This is a genomic window from Halomonas alkalicola (assembly GCF_030704205.1).
Classification (GTDB): Bacteria; Pseudomonadota; Gammaproteobacteria; order Pseudomonadales; family Halomonadaceae; genus Halomonas; species Halomonas alkalicola.
Window position 1 is genome coordinate 3,463,089 of sequence record NZ_CP131913.1, and the last position, 21,496, is coordinate 3,484,584.

General features: G+C 69.7%; 18 protein-coding genes and 2 pseudogenes. 10 read left to right on the forward strand and 10 right to left on the reverse strand.

Features of this window, described 5'->3' with window-relative positions; translation table 11 throughout:
* Positions 1-59 precede the first annotated feature (59 nt).
* A complete protein-coding gene (locus B6N23_RS16315; protein WP_305500759.1) occupies positions 60-1,046 on the forward strand; it encodes a serine/threonine protein kinase in 987 nt (328 codons plus the stop codon).
* A gap of 129 nt (positions 1,047-1,175) precedes the next feature.
* Here the strand turns inward: B6N23_RS16315 and B6N23_RS16320 are convergent, their stop codons facing one another.
* Positions 1,176-1,721 (reverse strand): TraB/TrbI/VirB10 family type IV secretion system protein, encoded by a 546-nt coding sequence (locus B6N23_RS16320; protein WP_305500761.1) that lies wholly within the window; start codon positions 1,719-1,721, stop codon positions 1,176-1,178.
* 229 nt (positions 1,722-1,950) lie between these two features.
* On the opposite strand from B6N23_RS16320, the gene folE reads away from it, so the two are divergent.
* The 4 genes from folE (at position 1,951) to B6N23_RS16340 (ending at position 5,002) form a co-directional block, all read left to right on the forward strand.
* Positions 1,951-2,508: a GTP cyclohydrolase I FolE gene (gene folE, locus B6N23_RS16325; RefSeq protein WP_169958666.1), complete on the forward strand. Its 558-nt coding sequence runs from the start codon at positions 1,951-1,953 to the stop codon at positions 2,506-2,508.
* A gap of 25 nt (positions 2,509-2,533) precedes the next feature.
* Positions 2,534-2,944: a dihydroneopterin triphosphate 2'-epimerase gene (gene folX / locus B6N23_RS16330; protein ID WP_305500765.1), complete on the forward strand. Its 411-nt coding sequence runs from the start codon at positions 2,534-2,536 to the stop codon at positions 2,942-2,944.
* Between the two features lie 105 nt (positions 2,945-3,049).
* On the forward strand, positions 3,050-3,409 hold the full coding sequence (locus B6N23_RS16335) for a hypothetical protein (protein WP_302138887.1): 360 nt from the start codon (positions 3,050-3,052) through the stop codon (positions 3,407-3,409).
* Between the two features lie 135 nt (positions 3,410-3,544).
* Entirely contained in the window at positions 3,545-5,002 is a 1,458-nt protein-coding gene (locus B6N23_RS16340) for an NAD-dependent succinate-semialdehyde dehydrogenase (protein ID WP_305500768.1), read from the forward strand.
* A 63-nt stretch (positions 5,003-5,065) separates the two neighbouring features.
* On the opposite strand, the gene purH is transcribed toward B6N23_RS16340, so the two are convergent.
* The 7 genes from purH to dsbD all read right to left on the reverse strand — a co-directional run bounded on the left by purH (position 5,066) and on the right by dsbD (position 13,146).
* On the reverse strand, positions 5,066-6,646 hold the full coding sequence (purH, locus tag B6N23_RS16345) for a bifunctional phosphoribosylaminoimidazolecarboxamide formyltransferase/IMP cyclohydrolase (protein WP_305500770.1): 1,581 nt from the start codon (positions 6,644-6,646) through the stop codon (positions 5,066-5,068).
* A gap of 93 nt (positions 6,647-6,739) precedes the next feature.
* Positions 6,740-7,072: a DNA-binding transcriptional regulator Fis gene (gene fis, locus B6N23_RS16350; protein WP_119020444.1), complete on the reverse strand. Its 333-nt coding sequence runs from the start codon at positions 7,070-7,072 to the stop codon at positions 6,740-6,742.
* Positions 7,069-8,130 (reverse strand): tRNA dihydrouridine synthase DusB, encoded by a 1,062-nt coding sequence (dusB, locus tag B6N23_RS16355; protein WP_305503861.1) that lies wholly within the window; start codon positions 8,128-8,130, stop codon positions 7,069-7,071. The genes fis and dusB overlap by 4 nt, the downstream gene beginning before the upstream one ends.
* A gap of 78 nt (positions 8,131-8,208) precedes the next feature.
* Entirely contained in the window at positions 8,209-9,123 is a 915-nt protein-coding gene (prmA, locus tag B6N23_RS16360; RefSeq protein ID WP_305500773.1) for a 50S ribosomal protein L11 methyltransferase, read from the reverse strand.
* A gap of 83 nt (positions 9,124-9,206) precedes the next feature.
* Positions 9,207-10,550 carry an acetyl-CoA carboxylase biotin carboxylase subunit gene (gene accC / locus B6N23_RS16365; RefSeq protein ID WP_305500775.1) on the reverse strand — a complete coding sequence of 448 codons (1,344 nt, stop codon included), beginning with the start codon at positions 10,548-10,550 and terminating at the stop codon, positions 9,207-9,209.
* A 43-nt stretch (positions 10,551-10,593) separates the two neighbouring features.
* Entirely contained in the window at positions 10,594-11,055 is a 462-nt protein-coding gene (accB, locus tag B6N23_RS16370; protein ID WP_169958659.1) for an acetyl-CoA carboxylase biotin carboxyl carrier protein, read from the reverse strand.
* A 246-nt stretch (positions 11,056-11,301) separates the two neighbouring features.
* Positions 11,302-13,146: a protein-disulfide reductase DsbD gene (gene dsbD / locus B6N23_RS16375; protein ID WP_305500777.1), complete on the reverse strand. Its 1,845-nt coding sequence runs from the start codon at positions 13,144-13,146 to the stop codon at positions 11,302-11,304.
* A 209-nt stretch (positions 13,147-13,355) separates the two neighbouring features.
* On the opposite strand from dsbD, the gene B6N23_RS16380 reads away from it, so the two are divergent.
* The gene (locus tag B6N23_RS16380) at positions 13,356-14,528 is read left to right on the forward strand and encodes a DUF2333 family protein (RefSeq protein WP_305500778.1); all 1,173 of its coding nucleotides are present in this window, start codon (positions 13,356-13,358) and stop codon (positions 14,526-14,528) included.
* An 80-nt stretch (positions 14,529-14,608) separates the two neighbouring features.
* Here B6N23_RS16380 and ppa read toward each other — a convergent pair.
* Positions 14,609-15,140, reverse strand: a pseudogene (ppa, locus tag B6N23_RS16385) (inorganic diphosphatase).
* A 265-nt stretch (positions 15,141-15,405) separates the two neighbouring features.
* Here ppa and B6N23_RS16390 point away from each other — a divergent pair.
* Positions 15,406-17,140: pseudogene (locus B6N23_RS16390) on the forward strand (bifunctional protein-serine/threonine kinase/phosphatase).
* Between the two features lie 60 nt (positions 17,141-17,200).
* Here B6N23_RS16390 and B6N23_RS16395 read toward each other — a convergent pair.
* The gene (locus tag B6N23_RS16395) at positions 17,201-18,457 is read right to left on the reverse strand and encodes a 6-phosphofructokinase (protein WP_305500779.1); all 1,257 of its coding nucleotides are present in this window, start codon (positions 18,455-18,457) and stop codon (positions 17,201-17,203) included.
* Positions 18,458-18,837: 380 nt separating this feature from the next.
* Here B6N23_RS16395 and mpl point away from each other — a divergent pair, with 380 nt between their 5' ends.
* From mpl to B6N23_RS16410, 3 genes are read left to right on the forward strand one after another with little or no spacing between them, the layout of a single operon-like run.
* Entirely contained in the window at positions 18,838-20,229 is a 1,392-nt protein-coding gene (gene mpl, locus B6N23_RS16400; RefSeq protein WP_305500780.1) for a UDP-N-acetylmuramate:L-alanyl-gamma-D-glutamyl-meso-diaminopimelate ligase, read from the forward strand.
* Positions 20,222-20,863: a flavin prenyltransferase UbiX gene (locus tag B6N23_RS16405; RefSeq protein WP_305500783.1), complete on the forward strand. Its 642-nt coding sequence runs from the start codon at positions 20,222-20,224 to the stop codon at positions 20,861-20,863. Before mpl ends, B6N23_RS16405 begins: the two co-directional genes overlap by 8 nt.
* Positions 20,860-21,483, forward strand: a complete 624-nt coding sequence (locus B6N23_RS16410) for a LysE family translocator (protein WP_305500784.1) — start codon at positions 20,860-20,862, stop codon at positions 21,481-21,483. The genes B6N23_RS16405 and B6N23_RS16410 overlap by 4 nt, the downstream gene beginning before the upstream one ends.
* Positions 21,484-21,496: the final 13 nt, after the last annotated feature.

A 21,496-nucleotide genomic window follows, 5' to 3' on the forward strand; every position in this document is an offset into this window, starting at 1 on the left:
TTCTCCAGTAACGCTGACGGCTCTGCTAGCATGCGGGTTTTACTGCCGGAACTGCCGCTATGGAAACTTCCCCCCATCCCTTTGCCAGCCTCTCGCCCGCGCGGGTGGTTGCGGCGGTGGAGTCGCTGGGCGTCTGGCTGCCCGGTGAGCCCTTCACCCTCAACAGCTACGAGAACCGCGTCTACCTGGTGCATGACGACGAGCGGCGGCGCTGGGTGGTGAAGTTCTACCGTCCGGAGCGCTGGAGCGATGCGCGCATCCAGGAGGAGCACGATTTCCTGGCCGAGCTCGACGAGGCCGGGGTGGCCGTGGCCGCGCCCTGGCGCAACGACGAGGGCGTGAGCCTTCACCGCGCCGAGGGGTTTCGCTTCGCGCTCTTTCCCGGCCTGCCGGGCCAGGCCCCGGAGCTGGAGAATCCGGCGCATCTGTTCGCCCTGGGGGAGCTGATCGGTGCCGTGCATGCGGTGGGCGAGCGCGGTCGCTTCGTCCATCGCGGTGTCATGGATCTGGACGAGATGGTGCTGGAGGCCCGGGAGCGGGTGCTGGCCAGCGCCTGGCTCGGCAGCCGCCAGCGCGAGGCCTATGCCCGGGTCACCGCGGCCCTACACGAGCGGCTGGCCGACCACGCCTGGCCCGCCGAGCGGGCGATCCGTGTCCACGGCGACTGCCATATCGGCAATATCCTGGGCCGCGATGCGCACTTCGCGCTGGTGGATTTCGACGACTGCCTGATGGCGCCGGCGGTGCAGGACCTGTGGATGCTGATCACCGCCGAGCACGCCGAGGAGCGGCACATGCAGCTCTCGGAGGTGATGGAGGGGTACGAGGAGCACCGCGAGTTCGACCGCCGCGAGCTGGCCCTGATGGAGCCGCTGCGCACCCTGCGCCTGCTGCGCCACAGCGCCTGGCTGGTGGCGCGCTGGGAGGATCCGGCCTTCCCGGCGGCCTTCCCGTGGCTGGCCGATGAGGGCTACTGGGACGGCCAGATTCGCTCGCTGGAGCAGCAGCGCCAGGTGCTCGAGCGCGAGCCCCGCTGGCTCGCCTGAGGTCGGGTCGTGGCCTGACGCAGGGCGCCAGGCCCAACGCAAGGCGCCCCTGACCCAACGCAAGACGCCCCTGACCCAACGCAAGACGCCCCTGAAGAGGGGCGCCTTGTCGCGAGGGGCGTTGCCGGGCTACTGGTCCGGGTCGGGACGCTCGGCGGGAATCGGGTTGGCGACCCCGGCGCCTTCGGCCTGGCGGCGCTGGATGTTGATCTTCTCGGACGGGTTCTCCTGCTCCTCGATGGAGAGCTCGCTGGCCAGCCGCAGCTCGAAGGCGTGCTCCGGGGTGAGCTCGCAGCGGCCGCTGTCGCAGGCGGCGATGCCGAAGCTGCCGTCCGCGTCGTAGGCGGCGGCCGACATCTCGCCCGAGTAGATCTCGCTGTCGCCGCCGTCGGTGGCGATGCAGGTCACGGACTTGGTGGTGATGCGCACCCGCTCGCCCTCGAGCCGGGCATCGCCCACCATGATGCAGTGGCTCGGCAGCTCATAGGTACCCTGACCGTTGGCGACCGGGCGCAGCAGGATGTCATCGAGGCGCTGCACGTCCTGGTCCAGGGTGACGGAATCGATCACCTGCACCTCGAGGCGCGCGTCGGCGGGCAGTTCCAGGGTCGCGGCCAGCACCAGAGACGGGCTCAGGAGGGCGGCCAGCAGCAGAAGGGTGGGGGTCTTGGTCATGTCGAGCTCTCGGAAGAAGTCGTGCACTGCATGAGAGCCGGGATTCTAGCACAGGGGGGCCTGCCCCTCCCATTCGCTGCGGGGCTTAGGTGCGGCAGGTTGTCACGTGGCGGGCCTGCGCCGCGAGGGGGCTTGCGCTAGAATGCGGGATCCACGTCAATTTATATTGTACAGGCTATGTTTCTTGTATATCTTCTGTACATGAAAACCGATCAGGACGGGCTCGACGATGACCGAAGAAATCGCCAACCACTACCGGCAGATCCTCCTCGCACTGGGTGAGGATCCGGAGCGCGAGGGCCTGCGCGATACTCCCAAGCGCGCCGCCAAGGCGATGCAGTTCCTCAACCGGGGCTATGTCCAGTCGCTCGAGGAGATCGTCAACGGCGCCGTGTTCGAGTCGGAGACCGATGAGATGGTGCTGGTCAAGGACATCGAGCTCTACTCCATGTGCGAACACCACCTGCTACCCTTCATCGGCAAGTGTCACATCGCCTACCTGCCCAGCGGCAGGGTGCTTGGGCTCTCCAAGTTCGCGCGCATCGTCGACATGTTCGCCCGCCGCATGCAGATTCAGGAGAACCTGACCCGCCAGATCGCCGAGGCGGTGCAGCAGGTCACCGATGCCCGCGGCGTGGCGGTGGTGGTGGAGGCCAAGCACCTGTGCATGATGATGCGCGGCGTGGAGAAGCAGAACTCCAGCATGACCTCCTCGGTGATGCTGGGTGCCTTCCGCGACAACCCCTCCACCCGCCAGGAGTTCCTGACCCTGGTCAACGGACGCTGAGGCCCACCCGCCAAGGAGATCGGCCATGCCGCTGCACGCCATCGATGACCAGCACTTCGATCATGATCTGGCCACGATCCGCATCAAGAACCTTCGCCTGCGCACCCATATCGGGATCAAGGAGGAGGAGATCCAGAATCGCCAGGACGTCGTGATCAATGCGGTGATCCGCTATCGCGCCGACAAGGCGGTGGCCTTCAACCATATCGAGCAGGCGCTGAACTACCGCACCATCACCAAGCAGGTGATCGCCCATGTGGAAGGCAACCGCTTCCTGCTGCTGGAGCGCATGACCCGCGAGGTGCTGGACCTGGTGATGGCCCACGAGCAGGTGCTGACCGCCCAGGTCGAGATCGACAAGCCTCACGCGCTGCGCTTCGCCGACTCGGTCTCCATCACCCTCTCGGCCAGCCGCGACCCTCGCCGCCCCGTCTGAGCGGCCGGTCGCGCCGCTCCCCCGCAAGGCCCCGGTGCGCTTTGAGCCCCGGGGCCTTTGCGCTTAGCATGTGAGGCCCGTTCCCGTCCGCGCAATGGAGTGACCTTGGAAGGCGACACCCCGACCCCCGTTTCCCCCCGGCGCCGCTACGCCCCCTGGGCCATGGCCGCCATCGTCTCGGCCCTGCTGGCCCTACTGCTGCAGGGGGCGCTGCTGCCCCTCAACCTGGCCGCCGCGGTGATGGCGCTGCTCGGCCTGCGCCAGATCCGTCGCGAGCCCGAGCGCTACATCGGCCGTGCCTTCTGCTGGCTCGCCATCGGCCTGGTGCTGATCCTCGCCGTGCTCACCGCCATGCTGGAGCCGACCCCGTCAGTGCCGCCGGCCGAGTACATGGTGCCGGACGAGGCGCAGCAGATGCCCGATGAGGGGCGCGCCCCGTCCGAGCCGGTCGCCGACGAGCGTTGACAAACTCGGCCACAGACGTGGCGCCCCCCCGCCGCGGTCCCGTATCCTAGGCGCTAGCCTGTCATCCGGCCGCGCCCCGCCGTTCTCTACAACAACTTTGTTACAACAACACCGCCTTGCCCTCAGGAGATGCCCATGGAAGCCCTCAAGGAAACGCAGCTCTACTGTCCCTTCGCCTATATCGACGGCAGCTGGGTCGCCGCCGACAGCGGCGAGCAGATCCAGGTGCTCAATCCGGCCACCGGCGAGCCCATGGGCGACGTGCCGCGCCTGGGGCGCGTCGAGACCGAGCGCGCCATCGAGGCGGCCCATGCCGCCCTGCCGGCCTGGAAGGCGCTGACCGCCCTGGAGCGCGCCGATATCCTGATGAAGTGGCACGACCTGATGCTCGAGCACCAGGACGACCTGGCCATGATCATGACCTTCGAGCAGGGCAAGCCGCTCAAGGAGGCCGCCGGCGAGATCGCCTACGCGGCCAGCTTCCTGCGCTGGTTCGCCGAGGAGGCGCGGCGCATCTACGGCGAGACCATCCCCGCCGCCAAGGGCAACCAGCGCATCCTGGTCACCAAGCAGCCGGTGGGCGTGGTGGGGGCCATCACCCCCTGGAACTTCCCCGCGGCGATGATCACCCGCAAGGCGGGGGCGGCGCTGGCCGCGGGCTGCACCATCGTGGTCAAGCCGGCCAGCCAGACCCCCTTCTCGGCCACGGCCCTCGCGCTGCTGGCCGAGCGCGCCGGCGTGCCCCGCGGCGTCTTCAACGTGGTGCCGGGCCGCGCCGGCGAGATCGCCGCCGCCATGACCGAATCCCCGCTGGTGCGCAAGATCACCTTCACCGGTTCCACCGAGGTGGGTCGCGAGTTGATGGCCAACGCCGCGCAGCACATCCAGAAGATCTCCCTGGAGCTGGGCGGCAATGCGCCCTTTATCGTCTTCGAGGATGCCGACCTGGACGCCGCGGTGGAGGGGGCCATGGCCGCCAAGTTCCGCAACGCCGGCCAGACCTGCGTCTGCACCAACCGCTTCCTGGTGCAGTCCAGCGTGGTCAACGCCTTCTGCGAGAAGCTCGCCGTGGCCATGCACAGCGAGCTCAAGGTGGGCGACGGCACCCAGGCGGGCATCAACATCGGCCCGATGATCGACGACAAGGCGGTGGCCAAGGTCAGCGAGCACGTCCAGGACGCGGTGGACAAGGGCGCCGAGCTGCTGATGGGGGGCCACCCCCACCCGCTGGGCGGCAACTTCTTCACCCCGACCCTGATCAGCTTCGCCACCTCCAGCATGAAGGTGGCCCACGAGGAGACCTTCGGCCCGCTGGCCGCGGTGTTCCCCTTCGACGACGAGGAGAGCGCCGTCGAGATGCCCAACGACACCGAGTACGGCCTCGCCGCCTACTTCTACTCCCGCGACCTGGGCCGCGTGTGGCGTGTCGCCGACGCCCTGGAGTACGGCATGGTGGGCATCAACACCGGGCTGATCTCGAACGCCGCCGCCCCCTTCGGCGGGGTCAAGGCGTCCGGCCTCGGCCGCGAGGGCGGCCATCAGGGGCTGGAGGAGTTTCTGGAGACCAAGTACCTCTGCATCGATCTCGGCTGATCAGCCGCCCTTGAAGCAAAAAGCCCGCGACCATGTCGCGGGCTTTTTCGTGAGGGGGAGGCCTTAGTGGCGGAAGTGGCGCATGCCGGTGAACACCATGGCAATGCCCGCCTCGTTGGCGGCGTCGATCACCTCCTGGTCGCGCATGGAGCCGCCGGGCTGGATCACCGCGGTGATGCCGGCCGCCGCCGCGGCATCGATGCCGTCGCGGAAGGGGAAGAAGGCGTCAGAGGCCATCACCGAACCGGGCACCGAGAGGCCCTCGTCGGCGGCCTTGATGCCGGCGATGCGGGCCGAGTAGACGCGGCTCATCTGGCCGGCGCCCACGCCGATGGTCTGGCCATCCTTGGCGTAGACGATGGCGTTGGACTTGACGTACTTGGCCACCTTCCAGGCGAAGGCCAGGTCGCGCAGCTCCTGCTCGGTGGGCACCCGCTCGCTGACCACGGTGAGCTCGTCGCGGCCGACCATGCCGAGGTCGCGGTCCTGGACCAGCAGGCCGCCGGTGACGCGCTTGAAGTCGTGGGCGTGCTCGCGCTCGCCCGGCCAGTGGGCACCGACGTCGAGCAGGCGCACGTTCTGTTTCTCGGCGACGATGGGCAGGGCGTCCTCGGCGACCCCGGGGGCGATGATCACCTCGACGAACTGGCGGTCGATGATGGCGCGGGCGGTCGCGGCGTCCAGTGGCACGTTGAAGGCGATGATGCCGCCGAAGGCGCTGGTGGGGTCGGTGGCGAAGGCCTTGTCGTAGGCCTCGAGCGCCGTGGCGCCCACCGCCACGCCGCAGGGGTTGGCGTGCTTGACGATGACGCAGGCGGTGTCGGTGAAGGCCTTGACGCACTCGAAGGCGGCATCGGTATCGGCGACGTTGTTGAAGGAGAGCGCCTTGCCCTGCAGCTGGGGGGCGGTGGCCACGCTGGCCTCGCTGGCCCCGGCCTCGACGTAGAAGGCCGCGCTCTGGTGCGGGTTCTCGCCGTAGCGCATGGTCTGCTTCTTCTCGAACTGCAGGTTGTAGGTGCGCGGGAAGCCATCCTCGCCGCCGGGCACCCGCTGGCCGAGGTAGTCGGCGATGGCGGCGTCGTAGCCGGCGGTGTGCTCGAAGGCCTTCACGGCGAGATCGAAGCGGGTGGCGTCACTCACCGCGCCGTCCTGGGCGGCGATCTCCGCCAGCACCCGGGCATAGTCGCCGGCGTCCACCACGATGGTGGTATGGGCGTGGTTCTTGGCGCAGGCACGCACCATGGTGGGGCCGCCGATATCGATGTTCTCGATGGCGTCCGTGAGGGTGCAGTCCGGCTTCGCCACGGTCTGGGCGAAGGGGTAGAGGTTGACCACCACCATGTCGATGGGGGCGATGTCGTGCTCGGCCATCACCGCATCGTCCTGGCCGCGGCGGCCGAGGATGCCGCCGTGGATCTTCGGGTGCAGGGTCTTGACGCGACCGTCCATGATCTCGGGGAAGCCGGTGTGCTCGGACACCTCGGTGACGGCGATGCCGCTCTCCTGGAGCAGGCGGAAGGTGCCGCCGGTGGAGAGCAGCTCGACGCCGCGCTCGGACAGGCCGCGGGCGAAGTCGACGATGCCGGTCTTGTCCGAGACGCTGATCAGGGCGCGGCGAACCGGGGTGGGGGAGGCTTGGGCCATGGGGGTCACTCTCTGCTGACGGGTGGGACGAACAATCGGGGCGGCATGGGCATGACATGCCGAAGGGAGCCGGCGGCTCCCTTCGTGAATGGGTCAGATCAGGTCGTACTGCTTGAGCTTCTTGCGCAGGGTGCCGCGGTTGAGGCCGAGCATCTCGGCGGCGCGGGTCTGGTTACCCTGGGTGTGGTCGAGCACGGCGGCCATCAGCGGGGCTTCCACCTCGGCCATCACCATAGCGTAGAGCCCGGTGACCTCGCCACCGTCCAGGTGGGCGAAGTAGCGGCGCATGGCGAGGTCCACCGCCTCGCGCAGCGGGCGCTGGCCGACGGACTCGTCGAGCGCCTGGGGGCGTTGGCCCTCCAGCCCGTTGAGTTCCTGGCCATGTCCAGACAGCTCGGGGTTCGGGGGAAAGGCTTGGCTGGTCATGCGGCTCGTGTTCCTTTCGAGGTCATGCCCTCCCGCTTTGGCGCGGCGGCCTCGAGGGGGGCGTGACGAAAGCAGTCGTCGATGAAGCGATGCTGGGCGGCGGCGCTCTGAAGGCCGTTGAAGGTGGCCTTGTAGTCGCGCTGTCTCTCCGTCGTCAGGCGGGTGTCGCCGGCCAGGTACCAGCCGACGTGCTTGCGCGCGATGCGCACGCCCATGTGCTCGCCGTAAAAGTCGTGAAGGGCCGTGAGATGATCGCGCAGCACCGCGGCGCGCTCCTCGTCGGCCGGGGGCGCCAGGCGCTCCCCATGGCGGAGGTAGTGGTCGATCTCGCGGAAGATCCAGGGGTTGCCCTGGGCGCCGCGACCCACCATCACCGCATCCGCCCCAGTATAGTCGAGGACGGCGGCGGCCTTCTCCGGGGAGTCGATATCGCCGTTGGCAAAGACGGGAATGCCCACCGCCGCCTTGATCTCGGCGATGGTGTCGTACTCGGCCTGGCCGGTGAAGCGCTGCTGGCGGTGGCGGCCGTGCACGGAGAGCGCCTGGATGCCGGCGGCCTCGGCCAGCCGCGCGATGCGCACCCCGTTGTTGCTCTCGGCGCACCAGCCGGTGCGGATCTTGAGGGTCACCGGCACCCGTACCGCCGCCACCACCGTCTCGAGGATCTCGGCCACCAGCGCCTCGTCGCGCAGCAGCGCGGAGCCGGCGGCCTTGTTGCAGACCTTCTTGGCCGGGCAGCCCATGTTGATGTCGATGATCTCGGCGCCCATCTCGGCATTCAGCCGCGCCGCCTCGGCGAGCATCTCGGCATCGCCGCCGGCGATCTGCACGGCGCGGGGGCCGGGCTCACCGCGGTGGTCCATGCGCAGGCGCGACTTGCGGGTGTGCCACAGGCTCGGATCCGAGGTGACCATCTCGCCCACCACCACCCCCGCGCCCAGCCGCCGGCAGAGCTGGCGGAAGGGGCGATCGGTGACGCCGGCCATCGGCGCCAGGATCAGCCGGTTGGGCAGGGCGTGGTCACCGATGCGGGGCAGGGACGGGCGGGTGTCGGGCATGGTGTCGGACGGTGATGGCATGAGGGGGCCATATCATACGCCCCCGGTCGGGTGGGGTGAAGTGGCGAAGGGTCGCGTCTAGCGCGGCCGCCGCCCGGTAAGCCGCACCCAGCCGTCGCTGGTGACCGGCTCATCCATGGTCAGCCCCTGGTCGCGATAGGCCTCGAGCACCTCCTCGGCCTGGCCCGCGAGGATGCCGGAGAGTGCCAGGCGCCCCCCGGGGGCGACGTGGCCGGCGATCATCGGCGCCAGCGCCACCAGCGGGCCGGCGAGGATATTGGCCACCACGATGGGGAAGGTCTCGGCGTCGTCGAGCTGTTCGGGGTAGCAGAGCCGGAAGCGGCCCTCGTCGATGGCGTTGCGCTCGGCGTTGTCGCGGCTGGCCTGCAGCGCCTGGGGGTCGATGTCGGTGCCGATGGCGCTGGCCGCGCCGAGCCTGAGCGCGGCGATGGCCAGTATCCCGGAGCCGGTGCCCACGTCGAGCACCCGCTGGCCGTCGAGGGCCTCGGTCACCGCCAGGCCGTCGAGCCAGGCCAGGCAGAGCGCCGTGGTGGGGTGGGTGCCGGTGCCGAAGGCTAGCCCCGGGTCCAGGTGCAGGTTGACGGCGCCGGGCTCCGGCGGCTCGTGCCAGCTCGGCACGATCCACAGGCGCTCGCCCATCTGCATGGGCTGGAAGTCGTCCATCCACTCCCGCTCCCAATCGCGGTCGGCCAGCAGTTCCACCTCGATCTCGGGGCAGGGCTCCTCGGGGAGCTCGGCGGCCCAGGCCTGGCGCACCCGGTCGAGCATGGCATCGACGCCCTCCAGGTCGTCGTAGAGGCCGGTGAGCACCGTCTCGTTCCACAGCGGGGTGCTGCCGCGCTCGGGCTCGAAGACGGGGTCGTCGTGGGCATCCTGCAGGGTGATGGCGGTGGCGCCCTCGTTGAGCAGCAGCTCCTCGAGGGTGTCGGCCTGCTCGGGGGGAATATGGGCCTTGAGTTGCAGCCAGGGCATGGCGGTGTTCCGTGATGTGGGAAGGAGAGAGGACAACGCAAGCGGGGCGGCCGAGGCCGCCCCGCGGAAGTCGCCGGGGAGCGTCACATCCCCAGCTTCTTCTCCAGGTAGTGGATATTGACCCCACCCTGCTGGAAGTAGCCGTCGCGCACCAGGTCCTTGTGCAGGTCGGTGTTGGTCTTGATGCCTTCCACCAGCAGCTCGTCCAGGGCGACCCGCATGCGGGTCAGCGCGGTCTCGCGGTCGGCCCCCCAGGTGATCAGCTTGCCGATCAGGGAGTCGTAGTGGGGCGGCACCGTGTAGCCGGTATAGATGTGGGAGTCCATGCGCACCCCGAGGCCACCCGGCGGGTGGTAGAGGGTCACCTTGCCGGGGGAGGGCATGAAGGTGCGGGCATCCTCGGCGTTGATCCGGCACTCGAAGGCGTGGCCCGAGAGCTTGACCTCCTCCTGGGTGATCGACAGCGGCAGGCCGGAGGCGATGCGCAGCTGCTCGCGGACGATATCCACACCGGTCACCATCTCGGTGACGGGGTGTTCGACCTGCACCCGGGTGTTCATCTCGATGAAGAAGAACTGGCCGTCCTCGTAGAGGAACTCGAAGGTGCCGGCGCCGCGGTAGCCGATGGTGATGCACGCCTGGCGGCACGCCTCGAGCACGTCGGCGCGGGCCTTCGGGTCGAGCATGGGGGCCGGGGCCTCCTCGATCACCTTCTGGTGGCGGCGCTGCAGGGAGCAGTCGCGGTCATAGAGGTGAATGGCGTTGCCCTGGCCGTCGGCCAGCACCTGCACCTCCACGTGGCGGGGATTCTCGAGGAACTTCTCCATGTAGACGGTGCCGTCGCCGAAGGCCGCGTGGGCCTCGGTGCGGGTCACGGTCACCGCGGAGAGCAGGTGGGCCTCGGTGTGCACCACGCGCATGCCGCGACCACCGCCGCCGGCGGCCGCCTTGATGATCACCGGGTAGCCGATGCGCCGGGCAACGGCGACGATCTCGCCCTCGTCATCCTCCGGCAGCGGACCGTCGGAGCCCGGCACCGTGGGCACGCCGGCCTTCTTCATCGATTCGATGGCGCTGACCTTGTCGCCCATCAGGCGAATGGTCTCCGCCCGCGGGCCGATGAAGGCGAAGCCGGAGCGCTCGACCTGCTCGGCGAAGTTGGCGTTCTCGGAGAGGAAGCCGTAGCCGGGGTGGATGGCGCTGGAATCGGTGACCTCCGCGGCGCTGATCAGCGCCGGGAGGTTGAGATAGGACTGGGCCGAGGCGGCCGGGCCGATGCAGACGGCCTCGTCGGCCAGGCGCACGTGCATCAGCTCGCGGTCGGCCTTGGAGTGGACCGCCACCGTCTTGATGCCCAGCTCCTTGCAGGCGCGCAGGATACGCAGGGCGATCTCGCCGCGATTGGCGATGAGTACCTTGTCCAGCATGATGAATCCGCCAGTGTCAGGTGAATGAAGAGGCGCGGCGACGTCAGCCGAGCACGATCAGCGGCTGGTCGAATTCCACCGGCTCGCCGTCATCGACCAGGATCGCCTCGACCACGCCGTCGCGGTCTGCCTCGATCTGGTTCATCATCTTCATGGCCTCGACGATGCACACGGTGTCGCCCTTCTTGACGCTCGAGCCCACCTCGATGAAGGGCTTGCTGCCCGGGGCCGGGCTGCGATAGAAGGTGCCCACCATGGGCGAGGCGATGGCCTGGCCCTGGTAGCCGGGGCCTTCGTCGGCGTCGGCCGGGGCGGGGGCCGCCACCGGGGCCTGGGGAGCGGGCTGCGCCGGCGCGGCATAGCCCTGGGGCATGACGGGCTGCCAGCTCGCGCCATTGGGATGGCGGCTGATGCGCACCGACTCCTCACCCTCCTGGATCTCGATTTCGCTGATGTTGGACTCTTCGAGCAGCTCGATCAGCTTCTTGACCTTGCGGATATCCATGACGTTGTTCCGATCGCTTGGGTGCAGTGAATGAGGGCTGGCCCGGTGGCGCTGTCAACCCGGGCCAACTTGCCATAGATCGCGGCAAGATGGCGTCTCTTACCGCTCTAATGGCCGTGAAAAAGGGATGACGCCGGAGTTTGCCGAAAATCCACGGGGATGTCCAGTCGCGCGGAGAACGCCGTTCGAAGCGTGAATTTAAACGACTGTTTGACGACGTTCGCGACCGCGCCGCGGCCTGTCGGGTCAGCTCGTCTGGCCGTTCAGCCAGTCGAGCACCCCCTCGAGATGGGTGGCCAGCCCCGGGGCGCGCATCTCGCCCTGGATGCGTGCGTCGCGCAGCTCCTCCTCGCCGTGGAAGAAGAGCAGGCTGGGCGGCCCGAACAGGCCGAAGTGGTCGAGCAGCTCGCGGGTGGCGCTGCCCGAGTCGGTCACGTCCACGTTGATGCGGGCGAAGGCCGACAGCGGCTCGGCGACCCGGGGGTCGGGATAGACCTGGCGCTCCATCTGCTTGCAGGAGATGCACCAGTCGGCGGTGAAGTGGACGAAGGTGGGGCGGCCATCGCCCACCGAGGCCAGGGCCCGCTGCAGCTCATCGAGCCCTTCGACGGTGGTGATCTCGGCGGGCTCCACCGCCGCCGCGCCGCCGCTGCTGCCCAGGTTGGCCAGGGGGCGCAGCGGGTCATGGGCGCCGCTGGCGGCCCCCAGCACCAGGGCCAGGCCCCAGGCGAGCAGCAGCAGGCCGGCCGCCTGGCGCACCCGCGGCCAGCCCTGGGGCAGGTTGACCGACATGGCGCCGAGTGCCAGGGCGCCGCCGATGGCCAGGCCCGCCCACAGCAGCAGCGCCACCGCCGAGGGCAGCAGGCGCTCCACCAGCCAGATGGCCACCCCCAGCAACAGGATGCCGAAGGCGATCTTCACGCCGTTCATCCAGGCGCCGCTGCGGGGCAGCAGGGTGGTGCCGAAGGTGCCCACCAGCAGCAGCGGCACGCCCATGCCCAGCCCCAGGGCGAGCAGGGCGGCGCCGCCCAGCATGGCGTCGCCGGTGGTGGAGATGAACACCAGGGCGCCGGCCAGCGGCGCGGAGACGCAGGGGGAGACCACCAGCACCGACAGCGCCCCGGCCAGTGCCAGGCCGCCCGGCCCGCTCTGCTGGGCGCGGGCCTGCCAGGCGTCGATGCGCCCGGAGAGCCGCGACGAGGTGCGCAGCTCGAAGGCGCCGAACATGGCCAGGGCGAAGAGGGCGAAGAGCACCGCGAAGGTGATCAGCACCGGCGCCGATTGCAGCCGCGCCTGGAGGTTGAGGCCGGCACCGAACAGGCCCATCAGCACACACGCGGCGGCGTAGGTGAGCGCCATGCCGGCCACGTAGCTCGAGGAGAGCACGAAGGCGCGGGGGCGCCCGGGGTTCTGGCCGACGATGATCGAGGAGAGGATCGGCACCATGGGCAGCACGCAGGGGGTGAAGGTCAGCCCCAGGCCGGCCAGGAAGAAGAGGCCCAGGACCAGCGGCAGGCTGGCCTCGGCCATCAGGCGCTGGAAGCGACCGTCATCGCTCTGGGGGGCGGCCGGTCCGGCGGCGCCTGCTCCCGCGTCCGCCGCGCCGCCGCCGTTGCCACTCGCCAGGGCGGCGAAGACCGCCGGCGCGGCGCGCTCCGGCGCCTCGAGGGAGACCCGCTCCGGCGGGTAGCAGAGGCCGGCATCGGCGCAGCCCTGGAAGGTGAAGGTGAGCGGGAAGGGGCCGCTGACCCCCTCCTCGAGGGGTACCTCGAGCAGCATGGTCTCGCGGAAGACGTAGACGTCGCCCATGAACTCGTCGCTGGTGAACTCGCCACCGGGGATCTCGGGTTCGCCCAGGCTCACGGCGTCGGAGGTCACCGCCAGCTGGTGGCGATAGAGGTAGTGCTCGGGTGTGACCTCGACCCCCACGTAGAGGGTCTCGCCGTCGTGCCAGGCCTGGGGCTGGAACGCCTCCAGCACCGGCAGGAACTGCTGGGAGCTGGAGGAGGAGAACCACTGCGCCTGGGCGGCCAGCGGCAGCAGCATCATCAGGAGCAGCGGGGCGAGGCGTCTGGCGATCAAGTGGGGCATCCTTATCCTGCGGGTGTCGGGGCGAGCTCGGACTAGAGACCCATGGCCGGCGGCGCGGTTCCCCGCGAGCGCGGCCGGGGCGCTGGAGTTCGCAGTGGTGCTAGGATAGCGCAGAAGCACGCGGCAGTCAGCGTGCCGAGTCCTGCGTCGTCTGCGCCCCATTGTCGCATCGCGCGGGCCTACCTTCATTAGACAGGGATTATCACGACATGGCCTGGAAAAGCTGGCGCGCCGCCCGGCGCCGCAGGAAGGAGGAGGCGCTGGAGCGCCCCCGCTATGGCTGGATCTGGAAGCCGCTGCTGGCACTGGCGGGGCTCTACCTGCTGGTCACCATCGCACTGGGGATCTGGTGGAGCCAGCCGCCGGCCCCCTTCGACGTGGAGCAGGCAACCCTCGAGCGCCGCGGCGAGGCCGCCTATGCGCCGGCGGCGCGGGGCACGGTGACGGTGGCGACCCTGGCCGAGACGGTGGAGACGCTGCTCGACAAGCCCGGCGGCTACCTGCGCAACGACATCGCCCCGCCGGGCGTCTGGCTGGACAACATGCCCAACTGGGAGCTCGGTGTGCTGGAGGTCTCCCGGGACCTGGCCCGCGCCCTGCCCGGGATGACGGCGGCGCCCAGCGACCACCTCGAGGAGGCCCGCGAGCGGCTCGAGGGCGACGACCGCGACTGGTTCTACCCTTCCACCGAGCAGCGCCTCGAGCAGGCGGTCGCGGCGCTGGATGCCCAGCTGGGTGAGCTCGGCGCCGACCGCGACGGCTTCGTGCCCGGCCAGGGCCTGGCCGACTGGCTGGAGCGCAGCGCGGCACGCCTGGATGACCTCGCCCTGCGCCTGGCGGCCAGCGTCGGCAGCCACGAGGCGCTCACCGAGCTCGCCGTGGAGGCCGAGTCGCTGCCGCCGCGCACCCCCTGGTACCGCGTCGATGACATCTTCTTCGAGGCCCGCGGTACCGGCTGGGCCCTGGCCCAGCTGCTCGAGGGCGTGCAGCGCGACCAGGCCGACGTGCTGGCCGAGAGCGGCGCCGAGGCCGAGTGGGAGCGCCTGCTGGCGGAGCTTGCCAGGACCCAGCGGCGGCTGTGGAGCCCGGTGGTGCTCAACGGCTCAGGTTTCGGGCTCTTCGCCAATCACTCCCTGGTGATGGCGCTGCACATGACGCGGGCGCGGGATCTCGCCGCCCAGCTGGCGGAGCGCCTGGCCGAGCCGCCGGCGTCCCTGGCGGCGACGGCAGAGGTCGCCGAGACGACGACGCCGCCCACCGAGACGCTGCCCGAGGAGAGCGAGGAGGCGGAGCCCGTCGAGCCGCCGGTGGTGGAGGTGGAGCGCCTCGAGGAGGAGGTCGTCGAGCCGCCCCCCGAGGGGCTGGCCGCGCCGGAGGAGTGAGGCGCTCGCGCCCCTGAAATGCAGCAGGGCCGCCCGATCGGGCGGCCCTGCTGGGTCTGGCCGGGTGCCAGCGGGAAGGATCAGGCCTTCTCGTAGGCGGCCACGGCCTTCTCGATGGCCTTGCGGGCGGCCTCGGCGCCTTCCCAGGACTCCACCTTGACCCACTTGCCCTTCTCGAGATCCTTGTAGTTCTCGAAGAAGTGGGCGATCTGCTGGCGCAGCAGTTCGGGCAGGTCGGTCACTTCCTGGACCTCATCGTAGAGGCTGGAGAGCTTGGCGTGGGGCACGCAGACCAGCTTGGCGTCTTCGCCGGCCTCGTCGGTCATGTTGAGCACGCCCACCGGACGGGCGCGGATGATGGCGCCGGGCTGGACCGTAGGGGGGGGTGACCACCAGGGCGTCCAGCGCATCGCCGTCGTCGGCGAGGGTGTGCGGGATGAAGCCGTAGTTGGCCGGGTAGAACATCGGGGTGGCCATGAAGCGGTCGACCAGCAGGGCTCCCATGTCCTTGTCGATCTCGTACTTGATCGGCGAATGGTTGGCCGGAATCTCGATCGCCACGTAGACGTCGTTGGGGAGGTCCTTGCCGGCAGGGATGTTGTCGAAGTTCATCGTCGCTTCCTTGGGTTGGAGATCAGCCTGGTCAAACGCTGAGCGAAAAATCCGCGAAATTATACGGAGCGGGCACCGGGATTACCAATGCGACATAGGTGCCGAGCACGTCCGGGGAGGCAGCGGCCTGGGTCGATGCTGCTTAGGTTGACACCACGCGGGGGCGCCGGGAGTGTATCATGGGCGCCGGCGGGGTTCGCCGGCTGCCGATCCGGGCGGCGCGGGTCCCTTGGGAAGATCGACTCGGCGCTCAAGGAGAAGCCTCTTGGGATCTGCGCAGCTGTCATTGAGTTACGGCCAGGCCTACGTGGCGCCGGATCGGCGCCATCACCGCAGCTCCATGTCGGTGCGCTTTCCGCAGCCCGGGCAGCTGAATGCCAAGGGCGCCTGCGCGGTGATCAGCGACTCCATCCGGCGCAATTCCATGGCCAAGCAGGCCGGCGACCTCAGCGTGCGCGGCTTCCTGGCCGACTACTACTCCACCCCCGACCACTGGGACGTCAAGACCTCGGCGACCCGGGTGCTGCGCGCCCTCAACGGCTGGTGCTACAGCCAGAGCCAGTGCGTGGCCGAGGGCAGCTATGTCTCCTCGCTGTCGGCCATGGTCTATCGTGGCCGCACCGCCCACCTGTTCCACCTGGGCGATACCCTGGTGTTTCGCCTGCGCGGCGCCGAGTTCGAGCAGCTCAGCCGCGACCATGTCACCGACCTCGGCGGCTATCGCTACCCCTCCCGGGCGCTGGGCATGGATAACAGCATCGATATCGACTATGCCCAGTTTCCCATCAAGCAGGGCGATATCTTCCTGTTCACCACCCAGGCGGTGCTGGGCACCCTGATGCCCTCCGAGTACGTGCAGCTGATCCGCCAGGATGTCAGCGACCTCAACGCCGCCTGCGACCGGCTGGCCGAGGCGGCGGTGCAGCGGGCCCAGGCTCGCGGCTATGGCGCCGAGCAGTTCTGCTTCCAGCTGGTACGCATCGACGAGCTGCCCGACGAGCAGCCCGACCACCCCGGTCGCGCCTATGGCGAGCTGCCGATTCCGCCGGAGCTCGCGCCGGGTGATCGCCTGGACGGCCTGCAGGTCGAGGCGGTGCTCTCGCGCACCGCCCAGTCGCGGGTCTACCGGGTGCGGGACATGCACACCGAGCGGGAGATGGTGATGAAGGCGCCGAGCCCGGAGCTCTCCAACCGCAACGCCTACCTGGAGCACTTCCTGCTGCAGCAGTGGGTGGTGGAGCGGGTCAAGTCGCCCTTCGTGGTGAGGATCATGGAGTCCTCCCGGCCGCGCCACTACCTCTATTACCTGATGGCCTACGTGGAGGGCGAGACCCTCACCGAGTGGGCCAGGCGGCACCCCCAGGCGAGCCTGGTGCAGCGCCTGGACATCGCCAATCAGCTCGGCAAGGCGATCCAGGCGCTGCATCACCGCGACATACTGCACCAGCAGATCTATCCGGGGAACGTGCTGATCGACGCCCACGGTCAGGTGGTGCTCACCGACTTCAGCGCCTGTCGGGCCCGGGAGGAGGGGGGGGCATCGCGATGCCCGGGAGCTGCTGCGCCAGGTAGGCCTGACCGAGCACAGTGCCCCCGAGTACGCCCTCGACGATTCGGTGGGCCGGCGCAGCGACCAGTACTCCTATGCGTCCACCGTCTACTGGCTGGTCACCGGCGAGCTGCCCTACGAGCTCACGCCCAACCGCCTGCGCAGCCATACCGACCTCGAGCAGCTGACCTACCGCAGCGCGCGCACCCGCAATCCCGAGGTGCCGCCGGCCCTGGACGAGGCGCTGCGCCGCGCCCTGGACCCCCAGCGCTCACTGCGCTTTCGGCGCATGTCGGAGTTCCGCCGCGCGCTGCGCCAGCCCCTCTCCGCCGAGTCGCATGGCGCCGGCCCGCGCGCCCGGCCGCGGCTGTTTCGGGACCCCGGCCACTTCTGGCAGGGCGTGGCCGGCATCCTGCTGCTGCTGCTGATTCTCTCCTGGCTGCTGCGATAGGCGCTTCTGGCGCTTGAGCTCAGGCTAGAGCTTGAGCTCTTGCTAGAGCTTGAGCTCTTGCTAGAGCTTGAACTCCGGCAGCTTGCGCTCGACCCGGTGCAGCGCCAGCTTGGCCACCTTGGGCAGGCCGTTCTCGAAGGGCGGGAAGTCCTCGCCCTGGATCAGCGGCGAGAGGTACTGGCGGCACGCCTCGGTGATGCCGAAGCCATCCTCGCGGATGTACTCCCTGGGCATGAACTTCTCGCGGTTGGCGACCTCGGCCAGCGGGGCCGGCTCGATGGTCCAGCGGTAGGGGGTGTCGGAGACGCGCTTGATGGCCGGCATCATGGAGTTCTTGCCGGCGATCGCCAGCTCCACCGCCTTCTCGCCCACCGCGTAGGCCTGCTCCACGTCGGTCTTCGAGGCCAGGTGGCGGGCGGCGCGCTGCAGGTAGTCGGCCACCGCCCAGTGGTACTTGTAGCCCAGGTCCTGCTTGACCATGCCGGCAAGCGTGGGGGCCACGCCGCCGAGCTGGCGGTGGCCGAAGGCGTCGGTGTTGCCGGAGTCGGCCAGGAAGGTGCCGTCCTCGTAGCGGGCCCCCTCGGAGACCACGATCACGCAGTAGCCATACTTCTTGACCGCCTCGTCGACCCTGGCCATGACCGCGGAGCGATCGAAGGCCACCTCGGGGAAGATCACCAGGTGGGGCGGCTCGCCTTCGCCGTTGCCGGCAAGCGCGCCGGCGGCGGCGATCCAGCCGGCGTGGCGGCCCATCACCTCGAGCACGAACACCTTGGTGGAGGTGGCGCACATGGAGGCGATATCCAGGGAGGCCTCCAGGGTGGAGGTGGCGATGTACTTGGCCACGCTGCCGAAGCCCGGGGAGTTGTCGGTGATCGGCAGATCGTTGTCCACGGTCTTGGGCACGTGGATAGCGGTGAGCGGGTAGCCGAGCTTCTCGGAGAGCTGGGAGACCTTGAGGCAGGTGTCGGCGCTGTCGCCGCCGCCGTTGTAGAAGAAGTAGCGGATATCGTGGGCGCGGAACACCTCGATCAGCCGCTCGTACTGGGCGCGGTGGCTCTCGATGTCCTTGAGCTTGTAGCGGCAGGAGCCGAAGGCGCCGCCCGGGGTGTGGCGCAGCGCGGCGATCGTCTCGTCGGACTCCCGGCTCACGTCGATCAGGTCCTCGGTGAGGGCGCCGATGATGCCGTTGTGGCCGGCATAGACCTTGCCGATCTGGTCCGGGTGGCGGCGGCAGGCCTCGATCACGCCGCAGGCGCTGGCATTGATCACGGCGGTGACGCCGCCGGACTGGGCGTAGAAGGCATTGTGGGCCATGGGGCTGTTCCTGCTCCTGGTCGCTGCTGGTCGGGGATAGGGTGACGAAAGTCGGAGGATTCTAGCCGAAAGCGGCCGAGGCTGCATCCGGGGCCGGTCGGGAGCTCAGGGCTACCGCAGCTTCCGATGTGCGTCATGCGTCAGCGAAAGGCGCCGGGGCAGGTCGGAGAGGGGGTCCGAGGACCAGGGATGGCCGAGGTAGCCTACAGGGAGGTACTCGTAGCGCCCCCTCGAGGGCCTGTCGCCGGAACAGCCTTGAGCGGTGCTGCCATCTGCGATAGCCCTGGCCGGGCGCTGGAGGGGCTCCCGGCGCCATGCTAGTCTCGCCACACCCTGCCGCGGTGGGATGCCGCGGCGCACGTCGGTAGTCAGGAGAGCGCATGCACGTCCATATCCTCGGTATCTGCGGCACCTTCATGGGCAGCCTGGCGCTGCTGGCCCGGGAGCTTGGCCATACGGTCAGCGGCTCGGATGCGGGGGTCTATCCGCCGATGAGCACCCAGCTCGAGGAGGCGGGCATCGCGCTGTGCGAGGGCTATGCCCCGGCCAACCTCGAGCCGCGCCCCGATCTGGTGGTGATCGGCAACGCGCTCTCACGGGGCAATCCCGAGGTGGAAGCGGTGCTCGACATGGGCCTGCCCTATGTCTCCGGCCCCCAGTGGCTGGCCCAGCAGGTGCTGCCCGGGCGGCGGGTGATCGCGGTGGCCGGCACCCACGGCAAGACCACCACGGCGAGCCTCGTCGCCTGGCTGCTGGAGTCCGCGGGCCAGGCCCCCGGCTTCCTGATCGGCGGGGTGCCGCGCAACTTCGGCGTCTCTGCGCGCCTCGGGGCCCCGGGCGCCCCCTTCGTGGTGGAGGCCGACGAGTACGACACCGCCTTCTTCGACAAGCGCTCCAAGTTCGTCCACTACCGCCCCGAGATCGCGGTGCTGGGCAACCTCGAGTTCGATCATGCGGATATCTTCGAGGACCTTGCCGCCATCGAGCGGCAGTTCCACCACCTGGTGCGTACCGTCCCGGGCCGCGGGCGGCTGCTGGTGGCCGACGGCGAGCCGGCGCTCGACCGCGTGCTGGCCATGGGTGCCTGGACGCCGGTCGCTCGCTTCGGCCGGGACGCCGCGAGCGCCTGGCGCTACGAGCTCGAACGCGAGGACGCCTCGCGCTTCCGGGTGATCCACCAGCAGGGGGAGGGCGACGACAGGGTCGATGAGGATGCCGTGGTGGACTGGCCGCTGACCGGCGACTACAACGCCAGGAACGCCCTGGCGGCGCTGGCCGCCGCCCACGCCTGCGGGGTCGACCTCGCCCGGGGCGCGGCGGCCCTGTCGCGCTTCGAGACCCCGCGGCGGCGCCAGGAGCTGCGCGGCGAGGTGGCCGGCATCCAGGTGATCGACGACTTCGCCCACCACCCCACTGCCATTGCGGCGACCCTCGCCGGCCTGCGCGCCGCCACCGCCCGCGGTCGTCTGCTGGCGGTGATCGAGCCGCGCTCCAACACCATGCGCCTGGGCAGCCTGCGCGACCGCCTGGCCGAGTGCGTGGCCGCCGCGGACATCGCCTACTGGTTCCAGCCGGCGGGGCTCGACTGGTCGCTCGCCCCGGTGATCGCGGCGAGCCCGGTGCCGGGGCACCTCGAGCAGGACCTCGACGCCCTGGTGGCGGCGCTGGTGGCCGAGGCGCGCCCCTATGACCGCATCGTGGTGATGTCCAACGGCGGCTTCGGCGGGATCCATGAGCGACTGCTGGTCGCCCTGGAGGCGGCCCATGGCTGAGCGGAGTCGCGAGAGGCCGGTGTCCCCCTTCGGCCCGCCGGTGACGGTGGCGCTCACCGGCGCCTCAGGGGCCCAGTATGGCCTGCGCCTGATCGAGGCGCTGGTGGCCGCCGATCGCGAGGTGTGGGTGATGATCTCCAAGGCGGCGCACCTGGTGATCGCCACCGAGACCGATGTCGAGCTGCCGGCGCGCCCCGAGCGCCTGGCCGAGGCGCTGGTCGCCCGCAGCGGGGCGCGGCCGGGCCAGATCCGCTGCTTCGGGCGCGAGGACTGGATGGCGCCGGTGGCCTCGGGCTCAGGGGCCCCCTCGTCCATGGTGATCTGCCCCTGCTCCACCGGCACCCTCTCGGCGGTGGCCACGGGGGCCAGCAACAACCTGATCGAGCGCGCCGCCGACGTGGCCCTCAAGGAGCGCCGCCAGCTGGTGCTGGTGCTGCGCGAGACGCCGCTCTCGGCCATCCACCTGGAGCACATGCTGAACCTCACCCGGCTGGGTGCGGTGGTGCTGCCCGCGGCGCCGGGCTTCTACCACCAGCCGAGCACCATCGATGACCTGGTCGATTTCATCGTGGCGCGGATCCTCAACCAGCTCGGCATCGAGCACCGCCTGATGCCGCGCTGGGGCGAGCCGTGATCAGCCTCAAGCTGCTGTCGGTCTTCGTGCCGACCTTCCTGTTCGTCTCCATCACTCCGGGCATGTGCATGACCCTGGCCATGGTGCTGGGGATGACCCAGGGGGTGCGGCGCACCCTGTGGATGATGGCCGGGGAGCTTGTTGGGGTGGGGCTCGTGGCGCTCGCCGCCGGCGCCGGGGTGGCCGCCCTGATGCTGCGCCAGCCGGAGCTCTTCGCGCTCTTCAAGTGGCTGGGCGGTGCCTACCTGATCTACCTGGGGGTGATGATGTGGCGCTCCCGGGGGCGCATGGCGATTCCGCTGGAAGAGCTGGAACTGGCCCCGGCGAGCCGCGGCCAGCTGGCCCTGCAGGGCTTCGTGACGGCGGTGGCCAATCCCAATGGGTGGGCCTTCTTCGTGGCGCTGCTGCCGCCGTTTCTCGACGCCTCGCGCCCGCTGGGCGGCCAGCTGGCGGTGCTGATCGCCATGATCCTGACCATCGAGTTCCTCTGCCTGACCCTCTACGCCGCCGGCGGAAGCCGGCTGCGGCGTCTCCTCGGCCGTGACGGCAACGTGCGCCTGCTCAACCGCATCGCCGGCGCGCTGATGATGGGCGTCGGCCTGTGGCTCGCGCTGGGCTGAGCGCCGGCCCCCG

Coding starts and splice junctions, on each gene's coding strand:
- B6N23_RS16395 (WP_305500779.1), bottom strand. CDS start 18,457: ATGGCCCACAATGCCTTCTACGCCCAGTCCGGCGGCGTCACCGCCGTG.
- accB (WP_169958659.1), bottom strand. CDS start 11,055: ATGGATATCCGCAAGGTCAAGAAGCTGATCGAGCTGCTCGAAGAGTCC.
- B6N23_RS16320 (WP_305500761.1), bottom strand. CDS start 1,721: ATGACCAAGACCCCCACCCTTCTGCTGCTGGCCGCCCTCCTGAGCCCG.
- prmA (WP_305500773.1), bottom strand. CDS start 9,123: ATGCCCTGGCTGCAACTCAAGGCCCATATTCCCCCCGAGCAGGCCGAC.
- purH (WP_305500770.1), bottom strand. CDS start 6,646: ATGGCCCAAGCCTCCCCCACCCCGGTTCGCCGCGCCCTGATCAGCGTC.
- fis (WP_119020444.1), bottom strand. CDS start 7,072: ATGACCAGCCAAGCCTTTCCCCCGAACCCCGAGCTGTCTGGACATGGC.
- B6N23_RS16405 (WP_305500783.1), top strand. CDS start 20,222: ATGGCTGAGCGGAGTCGCGAGAGGCCGGTGTCCCCCTTCGGCCCGCCG.
- dusB (WP_305503861.1), bottom strand. CDS start 8,130: ATGCCCGACACCCGCCCGTCCCTGCCCCGCATCGGTGACCACGCCCTG.
- folE (WP_169958666.1), top strand. CDS start 1,951: ATGACCGAAGAAATCGCCAACCACTACCGGCAGATCCTCCTCGCACTG.
- folX (WP_305500765.1), top strand. CDS start 2,534: ATGCCGCTGCACGCCATCGATGACCAGCACTTCGATCATGATCTGGCC.
- accC (WP_305500775.1), bottom strand. CDS start 10,550: ATGCTGGACAAGGTACTCATCGCCAATCGCGGCGAGATCGCCCTGCGT.
- dsbD (WP_305500777.1), bottom strand. CDS start 13,146: ATGCCCCACTTGATCGCCAGACGCCTCGCCCCGCTGCTCCTGATGATG.
- B6N23_RS16315 (WP_305500759.1), top strand. CDS start 60: ATGGAAACTTCCCCCCATCCCTTTGCCAGCCTCTCGCCCGCGCGGGTG.
- B6N23_RS16340 (WP_305500768.1), top strand. CDS start 3,545: ATGGAAGCCCTCAAGGAAACGCAGCTCTACTGTCCCTTCGCCTATATC.
- mpl (WP_305500780.1), top strand. CDS start 18,838: ATGCACGTCCATATCCTCGGTATCTGCGGCACCTTCATGGGCAGCCTG.
- B6N23_RS16380 (WP_305500778.1), top strand. CDS start 13,356: ATGGCCTGGAAAAGCTGGCGCGCCGCCCGGCGCCGCAGGAAGGAGGAG.